Source organism: Thermonema lapsum, assembly GCF_011761635.1.
Lineage (GTDB): Bacteria > Bacteroidota > Bacteroidia > Cytophagales > Thermonemataceae > Thermonema > Thermonema lapsum.
Genome location: NZ_JAASRN010000001.1, coordinates 146,708 through 164,895, shown reverse-complemented (window position 1 = coordinate 164,895; position 18,188 = coordinate 146,708). Strand labels below are relative to the sequence as shown.

The following is an 18,188-nucleotide window of genomic DNA, read 5'->3' as shown; positions in this document are numbered from 1 at the left end:
CTTTTGTTCATCTTTTGGACGACTAATAAGTCGTTCTGTCTTGTCAATGATTAACTCCTCTACTTCATGAAATCTTTCCTCGCACAAAACCTATTCAACGTTTTAATTTGTAACCTACCTACACCAGAGATAAATGCGGCAACATCATATGCACAATATCATTTCACATAAAACAAAATGAAAAATAGTTTTTGTGTTGCATTTGTGTGCTTTCTATCTGCCGTTGGCTCGCGTTTTCTTTGTTCCTTTAGCCAATGGTTCAAATTATGAGAAATAGTTAAAAAAATTCTTTTTTACTCATCCCTATGACTGCTCGTAATAGTCGCTCGTTTTGTATGGCTTTTGGAATATTCATGGTTTTTAATTTAACTTGCTGCAAAAAATGGATATTTACGCTTCTAATTTTAGACCTTTGGAAATTTTTATTAACATAATTTGAATCAAAAAAGATGAGACAAGCAGTCAGTGCGGTGCTCATCACCTACAACGAAGCCGAGGTGATAGAGCGTTGTTTACGCAGTATTGAGTGGTGCGATGAGGTGGTGGTGGTTGACTCGGGCAGCACCGACGGCACAGTAGAGATATGCCAGCGCATGGGCGCAAAAGTCATACATCGCCCATTTACTAATTTCGGAGACCAAAAACGTTTTGCCGTAGCACAAGCAAGTCATTCGTGGGTACTCTCCCTCGATGCCGACGAGTATTTGTCTGCTAGTTTGCAGAGGGAAATTCAAAAAGAGCTGGAAGCCCCCCGCCATCATGGATACTTTTTGCCACGCAGCTTGATATTCATGGGAAAGAAAATACGCTCAGAACAACGAAAGCCTATCTTGCGACTTTTCGACAAGCGATACGGCAATTTTGTAAACATAAGCGTGCATGAATATGTGAAAGTGCAAGGCAGTACAGGAAAGTTGCGAGGAATACTATGGCATGAAAGCTATAGAAGCTTGGAAGATTACTTTCAAAAGTTCAACCGCTATACAAGCCTCATGGCAGAGCGCATTGTAGAAAAAGGGAAAGTCAAACCACCGACTTATGCTTTTCTTCGCTTTGCGCTTGGCTTTTTGGAGCAGTTTTTCTTGAAAGGGTGTTGGCTCAACGGCTCTATAGGCATGGTTTGGTCTTTGCTGACAGCTTACTACAGCGCCGTCAAGTACTTAAAAGCCTACGAAATAAGCCTTCAAAAGTCCCAATAGGTGTTTTCATTCAAAAAACACAATGTTCATGAAAGAAAAACTGCAAGCATACAAACCTATTGCCTGTCATCTACACGACCAGATAGAGAGTAGCATTGTAAAAAAACAAAGCGTACGCATTAGCTTTGAAGAGCCCGGCAGCGGCAAGGTAATAAGCTGCCAAACCATTCTATCTGATTGGTATGTAAAAGAGGGGGGCGAGTACATTGTCCTTGGCAATGGGCAACACCTGCGATTAGACTATCTGCGTTCTTTCGAAATCGTTAGCAATTGATTTTTTCAAATTTTGCAAAAGAAAAATGCCTAACGCCATCCTACTCATCGAATTTACTTCTTCTCACACTGAATGCTTGCACGCCGCCATTGCATATATAAGCCACGCAATGCCCGGGTGTAAAATATACATTGCCGCCCACCATCAACGTTGTGCTCCTTTTGAGCAAATGCCGGAGGTAACCGATGTATTTCCCTGCCATACGCGAGGCGAAAAATTATTGCCCAACCTATCGATGTTTCGGTCTTTAAGGAAGTACATCAAAGACCGAAGCATTCGCCATGTTTACTTCAACACTGCTCATGGTTCACTGTGCCGCAATTTCAGTTATATGCTTTTAGGCAGCGGCATCCGGCAATATGGACTCATTCACAACGGAGACAAGTTCCTGCGCAAAAGTGGCACCCAACGCATGATAAGCCGAAACATGACCCACTACTTCACCCTTGCAAATTACATCACAGACACCATACACCCCCACTGCCCAAAGCCAGTGAGTAGCTATTATGCTATTCATCTTCCCACTTCCTTGCACCGACAGCTACCCCCTATTGAAAAACCTGCCCACGAGCTGTGGATTGCCATTCCCGGTAGCATAGAACTCAAAAGGCGCTCCTATGATGCTCTCATAGAGGTGCTCAATCGCCATGCACTCCCTTCAAATGTACGTTTTTTACTTTTGGGAAATGCTGCGCACCGCAATAGTGAGCTTTCAAAGCTGGAGGCTATGGCAAATTTTCCATTCGAAAAATACTTTCGCGTTTTTCAACGCTATTTGCCCACAGAAGAATATTACGCCTATCTGAAAAGCTCCGATGTGGTACTGCCTTTGATACATCCCGACACTGCCTTAGCTCAGAAATACAAAAGCGCTCAAATCAGTGGCACCTTTAATATGGCTTGGACCTTCCGCAAACCACTGCTTATGCACAACATGTTTCGGCATATTGACGATTTTCAAGATACAGCCTTTTTCTACGACGAAAATAATTTGATAGACGTGCTTCGCAAGCTTCCTGAGCTGATGAGCCAGCAAGACCAACTTTACAGGCTCCATAAATGGGCATTTGACTATCAAGCAGAGCAGTTTTGTAAAGCGCTTTTTCTGACTACAGCCACTAATCCGACAACCAAGAGCGCCACGGGCTAAAACGCAAAGCGTACCACAGTAGCAAAAATACCAACGCCCAACGCAAATAAATGGCGTAGTATTCTACCACTACTTTGACCTGTTTTAGCTTGATGGGTGATTTTTCCAGCCGGTTGATTTCGCGAAATACTTGAGAAAGTGCCCGGCGGTCTTCGGCACGATAATATTTGCCACCGGTCAGGCGGGCAATCGCCTCCATAACAGCTGGGTCCACAGTATTGTTGACATACACTGGTTGCCCAAAAGCGTCGTTCCCTTTCAAAACAGCCCCCTCTTTTCCTATCAAGATGCTGTATATCTTGACCCCATATTCCTTGGCAATCAAAGCAGCCGCTTCGGGCTCCAAAGTACCTGCTGTATTGTCTCCATCACTCAAAATAAGCAGCACTTTACTCTTGGTTTTTGCCTGCTCGAGGCGATTGACGCCCACCGCTATGGCGGTACCCACTGCTGTACCTCTCTGCATAAGGATAGAAAAATCTATTTCATCGATGCGCTGCATCAAGTGGGCATAGTCCGTAGTAAGGGGCGACAGGGTAAGAGCATCGCCAGCAAAGACCACTATACCTATCTCGTCGCTTTGACGCCCTTTCAGAAAATCTTTGGCAACGGCTTTCATGACAGCCAAGCGATTGGGTGAGAAGTCTTTTAGATTCATTGAAGGAGACACATCCAATAACAAGACAATACTAACACCTTCACTCTCCTGCTCTGTGAGTATCTTCTCCTGCTGCGGACGAGCCAATGCCAGCAATAACATGATGATTGCGGGCAACAACAAGAATGGAATTGCTTTGGCAGCAAGGCGCATCGCCAAGGATTCTTTTGGTGTGCCTACGTGGTAGGTATGCCCAGGCAAGACATAAGTGTATTTCTCCTCTCGAAAAAGAGAGTAAAACACAGCACTACACAAGAAAGCTGCCACTACCCACCACCAGGTCCCCAGCTGTGCCCATTCCACCTGACGCAAAAAGTGGGGCGCCAACCACTGCCACAACTTCCACCAATCATCGGTGTAAAGCCAATCGGATTGCCTTAATAGCATCTTTGTCTTTTTTCAGTTTGTCAATGAGCAGTTCGTACTTCCGCGCTGCCAAGCGGTGCAGGGTCATCCACGCTTCGGGCAGCTCCTGCTCAAAATGCCCTCCATAAATAGCCTTGTCTATACAGGCAAGCGCCTGCTTGAGTGTTTCATCTTGCCAGAGCGCTGCCAACTCTGCCGATGTAAGGCTTTTGAGCGGCTGACCCTGTAACAACTCCATAAAGTCCAGCCATTGACGACGCAACTGCTCCATGGCTGTGCCATCTGCCTGCCGAATAGCCTCTTGCCCTCGCTCAAATACCTGCTCTTCGTAATCCTGCCAACGCTTGTCCCATTGATAAAGCAACCACAACTTCATGAGATAACGCCACAGAGGCACCAACAAACGCCACAGCAAAAGCAAAGCCGCAACAGCACCCAACCCCCACCACAAATACAAGGGACGGTCGACAAGTGAAGGTAGGGCTACTTCCACACGCAGTTCCAGCGTGTCGGCTTGCGCACGAGGGGGCAACCAAGTGTTCAAGTACAGCACTCGGGCAGGTGTAAGAAAACGCAAGGTGTCGGGTGCAACCCATGCATAAACGGGCAGTTGTAATTGCACCGAGTCTATACGGTCGAGCAAAGTAAGCTCATAAGCCACACTGTCTTTCACCTGCTTGCCTGAAATACGCACGGAAGGTGATACGTACACTTCCAACAGTGTAAGCGGCTTGAAAGCCCGCTCCAAAGCAGGCGGGAAAAATAGCTGTAGCGAGTCTGGGCGGTGCACCACCACCGAATAAAATAAGCGTTCACCTATGCGCACCGAGTCGGTACTGATATAGGCTTTCAAATGCACCCCGTAGTTTTGTGCCCGGGCAGCGGGCAGATAGCCCCCCCCGAGGAAAGTTCCGGCAATCCACATAAAAAAAAGAAATCGCCACATCAGCACGTTTATTCAACTAAAAAGCAAGGTAATGAAGCCGACGCATCATTACAAGCCTTCGAGCGGGTTGTTTGCTATCTTTCGTTTCCTTTGGAGCAGGAAAAGAACATTTTTTGACTTTTACCTTCAGATTTTTTTTCTATCTTTACACGCAAAAATGAAAACGTAAACAGATTATGCAAAATCTACGCTGGTTGTTCGTACTCATGCTTGCAGTTGGTTTACAAGCCTGTAACTTAGACCAATACAATAACTCTGACCCGAAAACCCTGACTGACCGCCGCGCGGGCGACCCCTATGTATATGGCGACCCCGATGGCGAACCGCGTCAAGCACTGACAGAGTATCCTGACCCTGTCGACGGCGCTGCCCGCACCAAGAAAATCCGCGAGAAACTTTATGCTCCCATGAGCCCCGTCGATTTTTATCGTCAATACATTACCATTCAGGAAAAAAAGGACACACAAGCAGCAAAAGAAAGCAAAGAAGCAGACAAGCAGTCCTAAACTGCACACCTCCCTATCGAACCAAGGCGGGCTTCATTGTCCGCCTTGGTTTTTTATTCTAATCGTTTATTCGTATCTCCCCGCCTGTCCTTTCACTTCTCCCTTCGTTATTTTGCCTCTCGCTCTATGTCATTTTGGCTACTCTCGGTTTGTTCTTATGGGCATAAGCGAGCAATTGCCTTTGTTTTTTGTAGCTTGGTCTGATGAGAAAATGACATGCTGCGCTCATATTTCATGCGAAATGACAAGAAAGTGCCCTACTTCTTCGAAATAGAAAGGCAAGCTCATGGAATAGAAGTATTTCAAAGGGCAAAAAAGCAAGCCACATTTTGCAACAAGATATCTTTCTTCTTCGCTAAAAAAGTGCCTCTGCCACTTTGCGCACAGAAGCCGCCTTACTCATAGAATAATAGTGCAAGCAAGGCACTTTGTGCTGCATCAGCTCTTTAGATTGAGCAATACACCACTCCACCCCTACTTCCTTTACTTGCTCGTCGCTGCTGCATTTCTCTACCTCTTTGACCAGCTCTTCTGGCAACTCTACATGAAACACCCGCGGAATCATGGTCAGCTGCCGCTTCGAGGTCAGCGGCTTCAAACCAGGCACTATGGGCACATTGATGCCTATGGCGCGGCATTTTTCTACAAAGTCGAAGTATTTGCGGTTGTCAAAAAACATCTGTGTAACGATATAATCAGCCCCTTTGTCCACTTTCATTTTCAGATAGCGCAGGTCAGACTGCAGATTGGGCGCTTCATAGTGTTTTTCGGGATAGCCTGCCACACCGATGCAAAAATCGGTAGGCACGGCATTTTCTATTTCTTCTTCCAAGTAAATACCACGATTCATATTGACCACCTGCTCGAGCAGCTCCACAGCATAGCGGTGCCCACCCGGTTCAGGTGTAAACACCTTTTCCGTAGGGATAGGGTCCCCCCGCAGCACCAAAAGGTTGTGAATGCCTAAGTAATGCAAATCAATCAAGGCGTTCTCGGTTTCCTCTTTGGTAAAACCTCCACAAATCAGATGGGGCACCGGTTCTACTCCATAACGGTGTAAGATGGCAGCACAAATGCCTACCGTACCCGGGCGCTTGCGGGTGGTCTTACGCTCAAGTAACCCATCGGGGCGTTTTTTGTAAACGAACTCCTCACGGTGGTAGGTTACATTCACAAACTTGGGACCAAACTCCATAAGTTGGTCTATGGTATCAAATAACTCTTGAATGCTTTGCCCCTTCATGGGCGGTAGTACTTCAAATGAAAACAAGGTCTTTTCCGGATTACGCAAATAATCTACAATCTTCATAGCTGCTTGTTGTTGTGATTGAATAAAGCACAAAAGTACAAGGCTTTGCCGAATTCACTATATTTGTGCACCTTTTCAAAAAAACAAAAATTTTTAAAAGCCAAGACTCATGGGATTACAATGTGGAATTGTAGGCTTACCCAATGTAGGGAAATCCACTTTATTCAATGCTTTAGCCAACAATAAAGCAGAAGCCGCCAATTATCCTTTCTGCACCATAGAGCCCAACGTGGGCATCATTACTGTGCCTGACCCCCGCCTTGACCTCTTAGCTGAGCTGGTCAAGCCACAACGTACGGTACCTACTATCATCGAATTTGTGGACATTGCCGGCTTGGTCAAAGGTGCTAGCAAAGGCGAAGGACTGGGCAACCAGTTTTTAGCCAACATACGTGAAGTGGATGCCATTGCTCACGTGGTACGTTGTTTTGACGACCCCAACATTGTGCATGTACATGGCAAGGTGGACCCCGTAGGCGACAAAGAGGTCATAGACACCGAGCTGCAGCTCAAAGACTTAGAGACCGTAGAAAAGCGCATAGCCAAGACCGAGCGGGCAGCTAAATCAGGCGACAAAAAAGCCAAAGAGGAAATAGAAGTACTTGCCCTGCTCAAAAGCACACTTGAAAGCGGCAAGAACATACGCTCGGTAAGCATAGACGACAATTACCAATATCTGATGAAAGAGCTGCAACTGCTCACAGCCAAGCCCGTGATGTACGTCGCCAATGTAGATGAAAAAAGCCTTGCCGCTGGCACCAACGAGTTTGTAGAAGCCCTCAAGGAGTCAGTAGCTCACGAAAAAGCAGAGGTAGTTGTCATCTGTGCTGCTCTTGAAGCCCAAATTGCTGAACTGCAAAATCCCGAGGAGCGCAAAATGTTTTTGGAAGAATATGGTTTGAAAGAGCCCGGTTTGAACCGTGTGATACGCACTGCCTACCGCCTGCTTGACCTAATTACCTACTTCACAGCAGGCGAAAAAGAAGTACGAGCTTGGACCATCCGCCGTGGCTGGAAAGCCCCCCAAGCCGCCGGTGTCATCCATTCCGATTTTGAGCGGGGTTTCATCCGTGCCGAAGTTATCAAATTCAACGATTTTGTGCATTATAAAAGCGAAGCTGCCTGTAAAGAAGCCGGCAAGTTATCCATAGAGGGGAAAGATTATGTGGTAGAAGACGGCGATATCATGCACTTCCGGTTCAACGTATAGGATACTTAACCATTCTTTCAGTTTTTTCACCGCAAAGAAGGCATGTTTTTTTGTAGTTATGCCTTCTTTTTTTATATCTTAATAAACATTCAAAAGCTAACAGAAAACATTGCTGGCTTTTCAGTCGTTTTTTCGTTATTGGTCGTTTTTACTGATATTTTTATATGCGTGTAAGAATCATTTTTTCGATGCTGGGCAAAGCCATTGTACCTTTTCATCACCAGCCGCTGATTGCCCAGATGATTAAAGTCTTGCGACAGCAACTGCCTGCCGAAGATGCAAGTTATACGCACTACCATTTCTCGAGTCTGAAAGGACAAATCAAAGTACAAAAAAACGGCTTGTTGTATCAATCAAAGCATGTAACTTTGGTATTTGCTGCCCTTTCGCCCAGTTTTGTGCAAAAGATATTGAAGGCGCTGTTTGCACAGCCCAAAGTATGCATCGGCAACTTATGGCTCAAAGCCGAGTATGTGGAAGAAGAAGTAGTGCCAGAGTTACCCTTCGAATCGAAGATGCTTTGTTTGTCGCCCTTGTTGCTCATTGCTCCTCAGGAAGATGCCTACAATGCCAAGCGGTTGATTCCCCCCACCGAAAACCTCTTTTCTGATTTGGTGTATGAATCTACCATTCTGCGCGCAGAAGCATCAGGACTCTACGACGAAGCCACCCTTAACGAGTTTCACCGCTTTCAAATAGTACCCGATGAAAATTATTTAAAACAGCTGGCAGCCCAAGACAAAAAGTATGCGCGCCTCTATGAAGTGGGGCAAGACAAAAGCCGTTTGGTTGTACGCGGTTATAGCTTTCCTTTCACTTTGTATGCCCACCCTCTGCTTAAACGCTTCATTATGCTCACGGGCTTGGGGGCTTTACCACATTTAGGTTATGGCATGCTCGACCTTGCGAGTGGTCCTATGCCCAAGCACCGTATCGATATTCTTTAGAAAACCGAATGCCAGCGAAGCTTGTTATTGCTGAATAAAGCGTAAGCATAGCTTGTGATTTCGAACGAGCAAAGCCAGTGAAAAATTTCAATCAAACCAAGCCAAAAGAGGTAAAAGAGATTTATCATTTGCGCTTGAAATGAGAAAGAAAGGAAAGCGAAAAGAACAAAGAAGCAAAGTAGTCAAAAGAAAAAAACCGTTCACGAGCTGAAGAAACAAAGAACCACCCGAAACGGGTGGCTTTTTGGTGGTTTAACTTAAAACTCATCGGGTTTAGTTAAGGTTTTAGATATTTTTGGAGCAGTTGAATCTTCATCGAATCGGTAATGCGGCAATTTTCAAAGTTTTCGATGGCATCGCCTGTTTCTTTCATTTCATAGAAATGATTGTTTACAAAGATATAGTCTTTCACGCCATCTCCCAAATCTATGTTTTGCAATAAGCGATAGTTCACCTCTTTGAAAAGTACCAACACACGGTTATTGTATTGATAGAACAGAGTCTGTTCAAATTCCTGCAATGCCTTTTCTTCTTCACTCACAAGCGGCTCTTCCAATGGTAGCACATGCCCGGTAGCTTCCGACACGTTTGACTGCACCTGCTCTTGCACGGGCAACTCTTGCTGTGCTTCCTGAGCCGTTGGTGTGGAGTGTATCTCTAATTGCAAAAGTTCTTTGCGCGAGCGCAAAGGCGTCAGACGTTCGGTATTCTTTGCTTCGGTCATCTCTTCACGGCTTTCTTCGGATGCTTGCTTTTCGGTAACGGGTGCCGGCGGTTCTGCTACGAACGCCGTCGCTGCTGGAGACCGCATTTGCTCCACTTCCCGATGGTGATTGCTCCAGATAACCAACCCAAGCGCTCCCCCCACGGCAACGACGCCTGCTCCCCAACGCCACCACTGTGCAGACAACCAGTCGAAAGTATGCCCCTGCGGCACGGGTGTATTGTCAAGCAAACGTTTCAATGCGGCTTTTCGCTCTGCACAAATGGCTTCTACCATTAAGCGGTGCATTTCCACTTCTTCACGCAAATCAGCACTTGTCTGTAGTAGTTTTTCAAAATGCTGCTTTTCTTCTTCCGGCAGGCTTCCCTGCAAGTAAGCGTCTATTTGTTCTTGCCATTGCATGTTCATAACAGGGCATTGATTTAGATTAAGTCACTCTTTTTAAAGTTGGCTCGCACGATGCGCTCCAGTTCCTGCATACATTTATATTTTTTGGACTTTGCCACATCGGCAGAGGCAAAGCCCAGCTGTTCGGCTATTTCTTTCATATTCATTCGGTCGAAGTAATAAAAAGTAAGCACTTTTTGGCAAGTATCGCCCAGTTGTTTCAAACAGCGGCGCACCAATTCTATGCGTTCTTTCTCTTCCCAGTTCTGCTCTACAATGTCATCTTTTTCTTCGCTACTGAGGCGTCGCTTGCGCTCCAACTCTTTGCGCCATAGATTCTGGCACACACTGTACAGATAGGTGCTCAACTTGGATGTAAGCATGAAGTTGCCTGCCCGCACCTTCTGCCACAGTACAATGAGCGCTTCTTGAAAGATGTCGCGTGCCTCTTCTTCGGTTCCACTGTTTTTGAGCACCAAACGCGACATCATGCGATAATGCTTTTTATACAGATATTGAAGCGCCGACTCATCACCATTTTTTAAACGTTTCAGAATTTCTTCATCTTTCATTCAAAAGCGTGCCTTTGTTGTTACATACCTTTTTTCTTGAGAAAGGTAAGCATTCATGTAGGTTTTAGCAAGCGATTCATCAAAAAGGTAAAAAGGCTTTTGTAAAAACAAAACAGTAAGCGCACGACAGCCAAGGCGCCTTGTATATGTTATGTGTTACACACATTTGGCACAGGAATAAACCGCTGTACTGCCTTTTTTCAGCTGCCAGCATCCCCCGAGTCTGCACAATTTAAGTATTTTAGCGCCTGATTCAAATCAAAGTAAGCATCAAGTACAGCTCCTATGTGGTTTCTTAAATTACTTTCGTTTCTTCCTTGGCGCGTGTTGTATGCACTGTCCGACATACTTAGCTTTGTAGCGTTTCGTATAATACGCTACCGAGTAGAGGTAGTGAAAGACAATGTTCGCAGGGCATTTCCCCAACTGAGTGAAGGAGAGATAAAACAGCTCAGCAAGCAGTTCTATCGCAATTTAAGTGATATACTGGTAGAAACGTTGAAGCTCTTCCGTATGAAAGAGGCGGACATCCTCGACAGGGTGCATATAGAAAACATAAAACTGCTGTGCGATGCCCTCCAAATGCAGCGTCCTGTGGTGATTTTAACTACCCACCAAGGCAATTGGGAATGGCTGCAACATGCCGTGCAGCTTCAACTGCCTGAAACGCCCGTCTATTTTGTTTACCAACAGCTAAGCAACGCTTTCTTTGACCGCTTGATGCTGCAACTGCGCAGCCGTTTTGGCGCACAAGGTATTGAAATGAAGCAGGTATTTCGCAAGGCGCTGGCTATGAGTAAGCAGGCGACAGTAGTGGCATTGCTGGCAGACCAAAGCCCCCGCCGTGATTCTTCCTATGAATGGGTATCGTTTTTTGGCGAGAGGGTGGCTTTCTTCAATGGTGGTGCCAAATTGGCAGCTAAGCTACAAAGTCCCGTGATTTTGGGCATCAGCTACCGTCAAAGCCGTGGGCGTTATAGGCTGGTGTTTAGCTATCTGGGGCAACCTCCTTATGAAAAAGAAGCGGTTAGTGTCATTACGCAGGCTTATGCCCAGAAACTGGAAGAGAGCCTGCGTCGCCAAGCCCACAACTGGTTGTGGTCGCACAAAAGGTGGAAGCTGTCAGCACCGGCAGAAAAGAATGCTACATAAAAACTATGGAACAATTTTTGCTTTTTTTGTAGATTTGTAAAACGTGTTATCACAGATAAAACCTAAAAAAACGATGTATAAGAAAGCATTTTTCCTCTTTTTCACCCTCTTAGCAGGCGTGATGTTTGCACAAGCCCAAAGCGAGAAGGTCGAAAGCGCCTTGAAATTCGAAAAAACAGAGCATAACTTCGGGGAAATTCCGCAAAATGTGCCAGCAGTGCATGAATTCAAGTTCGAAAATAAAGGCAAGCGCCCCATTCAAATCACCGACGTAAAAACCAGCTGTGGTTGTACCACCCCCTTTTATACCAAAGAACCGGTAGCTCCTAAAAAAAGTGGCGTAGTGAAGGTAAGCTACAATGCTGCCCAAATGGGAGCATTTACCAAGACCATCACAGTAACCACCAGCGAAGGAGCTACCATTTATCTGACCATCCGTGGCACTGTAGTTGCCAACAAGCAATAGTCCATAAAAAGCATTTACATCATCTTTAAAATCCCTTTCATCTTGCTGAAAGGGATTTTTATTTCGGGAAAGCCGGTTTGCTCTGTGGCGCCGTCATCATTTGAATAAAAAGCCACAAAGAATTCTCCCTGCCCCATGACAGACACATAGCCCATCTGCTTGGGCAAGGGCGGTAAGGGCTCCTTAAAGCGAAAGCCCACTTTCGACAAAGGTTCATCAGCGGACAGATTGTAGGTTTTTCGCAATTCGGCTGCCAGTAAGCGACGCAGCTCCTCCTCTTGGTCTTCCCTCAGCCACTCGCGGCGTTCCAAACGGTGTCCGTCTTGCATATCCAGCATAAGATAATGCAAGCTATCGAAGATAGAATAGCCTACACACAAGAGCTTAGGGCTGGAGTAGGTTACCTCTGCACCGATATACATTTCTATGGGTGGTCTCTTGCCTTCTGCCAGCAATGCTTCGTACAATGAAGGCAAGAGCTTATCTATGTCGGTGTCTGATACTTTCAGCCGCTTACTCAGTTGCTCTGCTGGATATTGGCGGATATGCCGGTTGAGCAGGTCGCCCACTGCTCTTTGCGAACAGATAAGAGAGGGCAAAAAAAGCTCAAGAACCAAGCAAGGGGCTACGTTCTCACATTTTGCATGCTCATAGCGATGTCCATACGGTTCCACTTTCAATATTTCGTTTGGGGGGGCATCGGCAGGCAATTGTACCCTGTCAGGAGTGCTACCGTCGGACACAAAGGGGGCATTGTCGTTTTTCTGTGCAATTGTTTTTTGCTCACCTCCACTTGTTTTGCTTTCACAGGCGGTCAGCAGGTATAGAAAAGCAAGCGCCGCAGTTGTCATTATAGTCTTCATCATAAGCCTTCCCTTTTTAGTCTTCTTCTATTTTACGCAGCTTTCTGCCTTTTTTGCGCGCCTCACGCCGCTTTCCTCGGTCACCATATTTAGCAAGCTTGGCATAACATGCTTTTGCTAATTTGTAATTTTTTTTGCTTTCAGCCCAGCGGGCTACTTCCTGTAAGGCGGATTGGTAATAGCCCGAATCATAGGCTTTTACGGCTTCGGCATAGGCTATGGTTTTCTGGTAGAGCTCGATTGCCTTCTCCATGTTGTGTTCATAATGCTGTGCCTTGTAAGCCAAAAAGTAGGTAGCATATCGCCCACTGATTTCTTCATAGCCGGCTTGCCCGTTTTCTACGCGCCGCAGCAGTTCTTGTGCAGGCTTTTCCATCTCATGTATGCGCCCCAGCAAAAAAAGCAACATTGTGTAAAAGCGGTGAAAGTAAGGGTTGTTTGGATAGCGTTCGTATAAATATTGTGCATATTGGGTAGCTTTGTGGGGTTGGTTTTCTTCAAGCGCATAAATACGCATCAAGAAGTAGTAGGCTTCCAAACGAGTATAAAAGGCATTCTTCGCCACTTCTTCGAGCTGCTCTATGCCCTTCTTTTTGTCGCCTTTTTCAAAGAAAATAAGCAAAGGGCGCAAAGAGGGATAGTTTTCGGGTATCCAAATCGAATAAAAATTGTAAAGCCCATCACCAAAAAGGAACTCTACACTCAGCGAAGTTATTTCTTTTTCGCGGCGCAGATATTTGATGGCTTGCTTACCGTTCCATGCCGCCTTGACCCAAGATTCACGTTCGGCATAGAGGCGCCCCTTATAGCCATAGGCAGCTGCCAAATAGAATTGGTACTCCGGATTGCCGGGCTCTTTCTTGAGGCGCTCTTCTGCCAGCTCTATGGTTTTGTCCAAGGCGTCGAGCAGTTCCTCGTCATAGCGGTATTTGTCGATGTTGGGCATCATCTTCCACCATATCATCAGACCTTTTACCAGATAAGGCAAAGGATGGGTGCGATAGCGGTGGTGCAGCCACAACCACTCCTTTTCTGCTTTGGCAAAATCGTAATTGTAGGTGTAATCGATGAGGTCGGCGAGCTCTACCTGCAGCAAAGGGTCGTAAATCAAGCCGGTATCGAGGCGGGCGGCTTCGGCAGGCAGTTCCTGTGCTTGCACTGTCACTGGCACACACAACCACAGCGCCCACAGCAAGCGCATCCAATTCATAGAGCGCATCCTCATTGTTTCAAGTTTGAACATAAAAATAGTTCGTTTTTTCTGCAAAATGGCTGTTTGTTTTTAGTTCATCAAAATTCGTACTTTTATTTTTCTTGTAGAAAAACAGCCAAAAACTAAACTTTATTTCACATGAAACTCATCAAAGTAGGGGCAGGCATTGTCAATCAAACCCCCTTGGATTGGGAAGGCAACTTCCAACGCCTTGTAGGTGCCATAGAGCAGGCGCGCACACAGGGCGTCAGTTTGCTTTGCCTGCCCGAGCTGTGCATTTCAGGCTACGGCTGCGAAGATGCCTTTTTTGCTCCGAACACCTTCAGCCAGTCGCTCAAATATCTGCTGGCACTGCGTCCCTATACACGGGGCATGGTGGTGTCGGTGGGCTTGCCGCTGCTGGTGCAAAACAAAGCCTTCAACTGTGCTTGTCTGTTGGTAGACGGCGAAATTGCCGGTTTTGTAGCCAAGAAGTTTCTTGCTGGCAACGGCATTCACTACGAGCCGCGCTGGTTTACCCCTTGGACCCAAGAGGGCTACACCACCGTGCGCATCGAAGGCAAAGACTACAAAGTAGGCGATATTTACTTTCGGGTAGATGATGTTAAAATAGGTTTTGAAATATGCGAAGATGCCTGGGTCGCCAACCGTCCGGGACGTCAACTCTACCTACACGGCATTGATGTTATCTTGAATCCCAGTGCCAGCCATTTTGCTTTTGGTAAATTGGAAGTGCGTAAGCGCTTTATCTTAGATGGCTCGCGGGCTTTTGGGGTTACTTATGTGTACAGCAACTTACTGGGTAACGAAGCCGGACGTGTCATCTACGACGGCGGCGGCATCATTGCCTGCAATGGGCAGCTCGTTGCCGCAGGCGAGCGCCTCTCTTTCGACGACTACAACGTTACCTCTGCTGTCGTAGATATAGAGCTCTCCCGCTTGGCTCAGGTACAAATGCAAACACAGTTTGCCATAGACAAAGACTTTGGGCATGTGGTAGAAGTAGATTTTCACTTCCCTAACATTCACCCCGAAGCATGGCACCCCCAAGAAGCTGACTGGGAACACAGCCCCTTCCTCAAAGAGGAAGAGTTTGCACGTGCCATGATGCTTGGGCTATTTGACTATATGCGCAAGAGCCGTTCCCGTGGTTTTGTGATTTCGCTGAGTGGTGGTGCCGACTCCTCAGCTATCAGCGTGCTCTGCCGCATGCTCATTGACGAAGGCATACGCCGGCTGGGTATGGAAGGGTTTAAGCAAAAGCTTGCCTATTTTAAGGAAATACAGGACTGCAAAAGTGCAGATGAAATCGCACAAAAAATGATTACGGTGGCTTATCAAGCCACACGCAACAGCTCTGAAACCACACGCCGCGCCGCCGAAGAGCTGGCGAAAGCCATCCACGCCGAGTACCATCATTTGGATATAGACGCCATCATTCAACAATACATCGCCCTCATCAGCGAGAGCATTGGGCGCCCGCTTACTTGGGAAAAAGACGACCTCACCCTACAAAACATACAGGCACGCGGCAGAGCGCCAAGCATCTGGATGCTTGCCAACCTAAAAAATGCACTGCTGCTTTCCACCAGCAACCGCTCAGAAGCCGCTGTAGGCTACGCCACAATGGATGGCGACACCGCCGGGGGGCTAAGTCCTATTGCAGGCATAGACAAAGCCTATTTGCGGCGTTGGTTGCGTTGGATGGAAACCGAAGGCTTAGGCGGGCATTACCGCATTCCAGCCCTGCGCTATGTAAATGAGCAACAGCCTACTGCCGAACTGCGTCCGCCCGACAGCAAACAGACCGACGAAGCCGACCTCATGCCTTATGAAATATTGGATGACATAGAAGAGGCTGCCATCCGCGACAAGCGCGCCCCAGTAGATTGCTATTTGCTGTTGCGGCAGAAATACCCACAGTACGAAGCCGACACACTCAAAGCATGGGTAAAAAAGTTTTTCCGTCTGTGGTGCCGCAATCAGTGGAAACGCGAACGCTACGCGCCTTCTTTCCACTTAGACGACGCCAACCTTGACCCCAAAACGTGGTGCCGTTTTCCCATTCTTTCGGGTGGCTTCGAGGAAGAGTTACGCGCCCTCGACGAGATAACATAACCTTGTGTGCGCTCGTAATGGTCTCAAGCTGGGGTATGAACTACCACACCTCATTCGGTTTATCAGTTCATACCCCAAAAGCATACTACTATACAAGCGTTAAACCTTCGCTCTTTTCGCACTTAGCATCGCTTCCAGATAAAAGAGACAAACACCCAATGAACGGCAAGCACTTCTAAGCAGAACATAAGAGCGCCCTGTTGTGCCTAATCAAAAAACATCCAACTGAACACCAATGAGAGGGTGCGGCGCATGCCGGCATAATAGGGCGTTACTTGATAACCGTTAAAGGGAGGCGGTGCCAAGTTTTGATTCAAATGTGTAAGCTGTATGGCAGCCCGCAATTGCTTCACCTTGATGTTGGCATACAGGTCAGCCACAAAGTAAGGACGAAGAGCATATACATCTGCTAAGTAAAACACCTTGTGCAGTGGCGAATAGGCATAAGCTTGGTAGGCACTCTGATAACGCCCATCTATACCAATACATAATTGCATGTTGCCTTTGAACAAATCGCGCTCATAAAAGAGAGATGTAAACCCAAAAACCTCGGGGAAACGCCACACGCTCTGCTCTCCTAAATCTCTCGACAAATACCATTCATTTTCCCAGTGAACAAAACGCCACTGCCAGTGGGCTTTCAGCCCCAACTGCCCCATAGCTTGCACGGCATCGGTTTGGCGAGAGTGCACCCTGCCTTCACTGTCTTTTTGAAAATAGACCCACGAAGACGCCTGCACCAGACGCACAAAAGGATGCAGTCTTTGTGCTTTCAAGCGCAACGGTATGCCTGCCTCCAAGCTGTTGGCAAACACGGGGGAAAAGTCATTACGCCAATAGCCGGTGCTTCCCCAGTAGTATTGTTGCTGCCAAGTGGGCGACACATAGCTGCTCTGTACCGAGGCTTCGAACCAAGGCAGACGCAGCGACGCCTGCAGCAGGTAGTCGCTGCCCAGACGGTAAGCCCCTTCGGCATACACATCCAGACGCTCTTTGCGCAGGCGCAGTGCGCCCCCTATATGGTGCTCTGTGCGTGGCTTCAGTGTCAAAGTACCTTGCGTGGTGGTGTTATCCCAGCCAAAACGTAGGTCATAGAGGCGATGGCGATAATACAGACGATAGCGAAACGCCTTGGCAGCCCCTTTAATGCCCGCCTCATTGTAGAGTTCTCGATAGACCACATCGTCCGATATTTTATCGGAAAGCAGGTTGCCATAAAAATCGGCTTGGGGGTTGTCCGACACCTTGTCATCGTGGTAGCGGTCACGCCGACGCAGGTAATACCCCCGGTGATAGAAACTAAAAAGCGAATCGAGGCGATAATCATGGTAAAGATAGTAGCGGTTTTGTGTCTGCCAGCTACTTGCCCCCAGCAACTGCGCACCCTCTTCAGCATATTGATACAGGCTGTCGGGCGTATCGTCTGCATCCATCAGGATGCCTCCATATTCTTTCATAGGTGCATTGAAATGCGCATAGTGAGTCAACAAGCGGTAGCGCCCGTCTTTTGAGCGCCGGCTCATATGAAACACGAAATTGTATTGCTCCAAAATGGCGTCTTCGTTGCGATTGCCAGTAGCAGCAAACTGCCGAAAAGCATTGGTACGCCGGTATAGAAAGCCGAAGTTCCACAAAGGCGTGATATTGCGGCTAAATTCCAATTCGGCAATCTGCTGTCCCCTCCCCCCCAAAGCATAGTAAAAGTGTGTAAAAGGCGACTTGGTATCGAAATACTTCACATCGCCGGGCTGTATCGTATAAGGGACATAAACATCCCAGCCATAGCGGCGCCCTATCTGTGTAGGCAGCTGTGGAAACAATGGCTGACAAGCAGTACCCAGATTATGCCCCAAGTCTTGTAAGAGATAGTGTTGGCGGCGCACCGGGTGATAGCGGTGAAAAGTACGCAGCGTAGTATCGAGTGCGCGCCAAGCAACAGAGTCTCCCACCAAGTCTTGTTCAGTAATAAAACGTGTGGTTGCCGTGCTGTACACCTGCTTGGTGCTGTCGTCTAATATTTGAGCCCACGCCCCAAACGAAAAGCTCACAAGAAAAAGTGAAAAAACAAAAAGCAGAGTCTTTTTTTGCATGAATCTGGCTACTTCTCGCACACAAAGATAAGAAGCTT

The 18,188-nt window shown here is 47.1% G+C and carries 17 protein-coding genes; 9 read left to right on the top strand and 8 right to left on the bottom strand.

All coding sequences use genetic code 11. The annotated features are described in order from the left end of the window. The first annotated feature begins 449 nt into the window (after positions 1-449). From FHS56_RS00665 to FHS56_RS00655, 3 genes are read left to right on the top strand one after another with little or no spacing between them, the layout of a single operon-like run. Positions 450-1,199 carry a glycosyltransferase family 2 protein gene (locus FHS56_RS00665; RefSeq protein ID WP_166917966.1) on the top strand — a complete coding sequence of 250 codons (750 nt, stop codon included), beginning with the start codon at positions 450-452 and terminating at the stop codon, positions 1,197-1,199. 28 nt (positions 1,200-1,227) lie between these two features. Continuing rightward, positions 1,228-1,473, top strand: coding sequence for a hypothetical protein (locus FHS56_RS00660; RefSeq protein WP_166917965.1), 246 nt, complete (start codon positions 1,228-1,230; stop codon positions 1,471-1,473). Positions 1,474-1,498: 25 nt separating this feature from the next. Then, the gene (locus FHS56_RS00655; protein ID WP_166917964.1) at positions 1,499-2,623 is read left to right on the top strand and encodes a hypothetical protein; all 1,125 of its coding nucleotides are present in this window, start codon (positions 1,499-1,501) and stop codon (positions 2,621-2,623) included. Here FHS56_RS00655 and FHS56_RS00650 read toward each other — a convergent pair. Further along, the gene (locus FHS56_RS00650; RefSeq protein ID WP_166917963.1) at positions 2,592-3,668 is read right to left on the bottom strand and encodes a VWA domain-containing protein; all 1,077 of its coding nucleotides are present in this window, start codon (positions 3,666-3,668) and stop codon (positions 2,592-2,594) included. The two genes, FHS56_RS00655 and FHS56_RS00650, sit on opposite strands and share 32 nt — an antisense overlap. Beyond that, entirely contained in the window at positions 3,631-4,593 is a 963-nt protein-coding gene (locus tag FHS56_RS00645; RefSeq protein WP_166917962.1) for a hypothetical protein, read from the bottom strand. Before FHS56_RS00645 ends, FHS56_RS00650 begins: the two co-directional genes overlap by 38 nt. 176 nt (positions 4,594-4,769) lie before the next feature. Here FHS56_RS00645 and FHS56_RS00640 point away from each other — a divergent pair, with 176 nt between their 5' ends. After that, a complete protein-coding gene (locus FHS56_RS00640) occupies positions 4,770-5,099 on the top strand; it encodes a hypothetical protein (RefSeq protein WP_166917961.1) in 330 nt (109 codons plus the stop codon). 355 nt (positions 5,100-5,454) lie between these two features. Here the strand turns inward: FHS56_RS00640 and metF are convergent, their stop codons facing one another. Next, on the bottom strand, positions 5,455-6,408 hold the full coding sequence (gene metF, locus FHS56_RS00635) for a methylenetetrahydrofolate reductase [NAD(P)H] (RefSeq protein ID WP_166917960.1): 954 nt from the start codon (positions 6,406-6,408) through the stop codon (positions 5,455-5,457). 109 nt (positions 6,409-6,517) lie between these two features. On the opposite strand from metF, the gene ychF reads away from it, so the two are divergent. Next, positions 6,518-7,618, top strand: a complete 1,101-nt coding sequence (gene ychF, locus FHS56_RS00630) for a redox-regulated ATPase YchF (RefSeq protein ID WP_166917959.1) — start codon at positions 6,518-6,520, stop codon at positions 7,616-7,618. Positions 7,619-7,782: 164 nt separating this feature from the next. Continuing rightward, the gene (locus tag FHS56_RS00625; protein WP_166917958.1) at positions 7,783-8,565 is read left to right on the top strand and encodes a CRISPR-associated endoribonuclease Cas6; all 783 of its coding nucleotides are present in this window, start codon (positions 7,783-7,785) and stop codon (positions 8,563-8,565) included. Positions 8,566-8,842: 277 nt separating this feature from the next. On the opposite strand, the gene FHS56_RS00620 is transcribed toward FHS56_RS00625, so the two are convergent. Together FHS56_RS00620 and FHS56_RS00615 are read right to left on the bottom strand one after the other, a co-directional pair. Beyond that, on the bottom strand, positions 8,843-9,697 hold the full coding sequence (locus tag FHS56_RS00620) for an anti-sigma factor family protein (protein ID WP_166917957.1): 855 nt from the start codon (positions 9,695-9,697) through the stop codon (positions 8,843-8,845). 14 nt (positions 9,698-9,711) lie between these two features. Further along, positions 9,712-10,248, bottom strand: a complete 537-nt coding sequence (locus tag FHS56_RS00615) for an RNA polymerase sigma factor (protein ID WP_166917956.1) — start codon at positions 10,246-10,248, stop codon at positions 9,712-9,714. A 285-nt stretch (positions 10,249-10,533) separates the two neighbouring features. Between FHS56_RS00615 and FHS56_RS00610 the strand changes: the two genes are divergently transcribed. Together FHS56_RS00610 and FHS56_RS00605 are read left to right on the top strand one after the other, a co-directional pair. Beyond that, on the top strand, positions 10,534-11,400 hold the full coding sequence (locus tag FHS56_RS00610; protein WP_166917955.1) for a lysophospholipid acyltransferase family protein: 867 nt from the start codon (positions 10,534-10,536) through the stop codon (positions 11,398-11,400). Between the two features lie 73 nt (positions 11,401-11,473). Beyond that, positions 11,474-11,866 carry a DUF1573 domain-containing protein gene (locus FHS56_RS00605; RefSeq protein ID WP_166917954.1) on the top strand — a complete coding sequence of 131 codons (393 nt, stop codon included), beginning with the start codon at positions 11,474-11,476 and terminating at the stop codon, positions 11,864-11,866. A gap of 14 nt (positions 11,867-11,880) precedes the next feature. Here FHS56_RS00605 and FHS56_RS00600 read toward each other — a convergent pair whose 3' ends face one another. Together FHS56_RS00600 and FHS56_RS00595 are read right to left on the bottom strand one after the other, a co-directional pair. Next, the gene (locus tag FHS56_RS00600; RefSeq protein ID WP_166917953.1) at positions 11,881-12,732 is read right to left on the bottom strand and encodes a hypothetical protein; all 852 of its coding nucleotides are present in this window, start codon (positions 12,730-12,732) and stop codon (positions 11,881-11,883) included. 13 nt (positions 12,733-12,745) lie between these two features. Then, positions 12,746-13,939, bottom strand: a complete 1,194-nt coding sequence (locus FHS56_RS00595; RefSeq protein WP_166917952.1) for a tetratricopeptide repeat protein — start codon at positions 13,937-13,939, stop codon at positions 12,746-12,748. A gap of 141 nt (positions 13,940-14,080) precedes the next feature. Here FHS56_RS00595 and nadE point away from each other — a divergent pair, with 141 nt between their 5' ends. After that, positions 14,081-16,060 (top strand): NAD(+) synthase, encoded by a 1,980-nt coding sequence (nadE, locus tag FHS56_RS00590; protein ID WP_166917951.1) that lies wholly within the window; start codon positions 14,081-14,083, stop codon positions 16,058-16,060. Positions 16,061-16,266: 206 nt separating this feature from the next. On the opposite strand, the gene FHS56_RS00585 is transcribed toward nadE, so the two are convergent. Next, positions 16,267-18,150 carry a putative porin gene (locus FHS56_RS00585; protein ID WP_166917950.1) on the bottom strand — a complete coding sequence of 628 codons (1,884 nt, stop codon included), beginning with the start codon at positions 18,148-18,150 and terminating at the stop codon, positions 16,267-16,269. Positions 18,151-18,188: the final 38 nt, after the last annotated feature.

What these genes read in the sequence shown, in the direction of transcription:
- FHS56_RS00650 (WP_166917963.1), bottom strand. Translation starts at nt 3,668, where the DNA reads ATGCTATTAAGGCAATCCGATTGGCTTTACACCGATGATTGGTGGAAG.
- FHS56_RS00615 (WP_166917956.1), bottom strand. Translation starts at nt 10,248, where the DNA reads ATGAAAGATGAAGAAATTCTGAAACGTTTAAAAAATGGTGATGAGTCG.
- FHS56_RS00595 (WP_166917952.1), bottom strand. Translation starts at nt 13,939, where the DNA reads ATGAATTGGATGCGCTTGCTGTGGGCGCTGTGGTTGTGTGTGCCAGTG.
- FHS56_RS00605 (WP_166917954.1), top strand. Translation starts at nt 11,474, where the DNA reads ATGTATAAGAAAGCATTTTTCCTCTTTTTCACCCTCTTAGCAGGCGTG.
- metF (WP_166917960.1), bottom strand. Translation starts at nt 6,408, where the DNA reads ATGAAGATTGTAGATTATTTGCGTAATCCGGAAAAGACCTTGTTTTCA.
- ychF (WP_166917959.1), top strand. Translation starts at nt 6,518, where the DNA reads ATGGGATTACAATGTGGAATTGTAGGCTTACCCAATGTAGGGAAATCC.
- FHS56_RS00645 (WP_166917962.1), bottom strand. Translation starts at nt 4,593, where the DNA reads ATGTGGCGATTTCTTTTTTTTATGTGGATTGCCGGAACTTTCCTCGGG.
- nadE (WP_166917951.1), top strand. Translation starts at nt 14,081, where the DNA reads ATGAAACTCATCAAAGTAGGGGCAGGCATTGTCAATCAAACCCCCTTG.
- FHS56_RS00625 (WP_166917958.1), top strand. Translation starts at nt 7,783, where the DNA reads ATGCGTGTAAGAATCATTTTTTCGATGCTGGGCAAAGCCATTGTACCT.
- FHS56_RS00610 (WP_166917955.1), top strand. Translation starts at nt 10,534, where the DNA reads ATGTGGTTTCTTAAATTACTTTCGTTTCTTCCTTGGCGCGTGTTGTAT.
- FHS56_RS00660 (WP_166917965.1), top strand. Translation starts at nt 1,228, where the DNA reads ATGAAAGAAAAACTGCAAGCATACAAACCTATTGCCTGTCATCTACAC.
- FHS56_RS00600 (WP_166917953.1), bottom strand. Translation starts at nt 12,732, where the DNA reads ATGATGAAGACTATAATGACAACTGCGGCGCTTGCTTTTCTATACCTG.
- FHS56_RS00665 (WP_166917966.1), top strand. Translation starts at nt 450, where the DNA reads ATGAGACAAGCAGTCAGTGCGGTGCTCATCACCTACAACGAAGCCGAG.
- FHS56_RS00640 (WP_166917961.1), top strand. Translation starts at nt 4,770, where the DNA reads ATGCAAAATCTACGCTGGTTGTTCGTACTCATGCTTGCAGTTGGTTTA.
- FHS56_RS00585 (WP_166917950.1), bottom strand. Translation starts at nt 18,150, where the DNA reads ATGCAAAAAAAGACTCTGCTTTTTGTTTTTTCACTTTTTCTTGTGAGC.
- FHS56_RS00655 (WP_166917964.1), top strand. Translation starts at nt 1,499, where the DNA reads ATGCCTAACGCCATCCTACTCATCGAATTTACTTCTTCTCACACTGAA.
- FHS56_RS00620 (WP_166917957.1), bottom strand. Translation starts at nt 9,697, where the DNA reads ATGAACATGCAATGGCAAGAACAAATAGACGCTTACTTGCAGGGAAGC.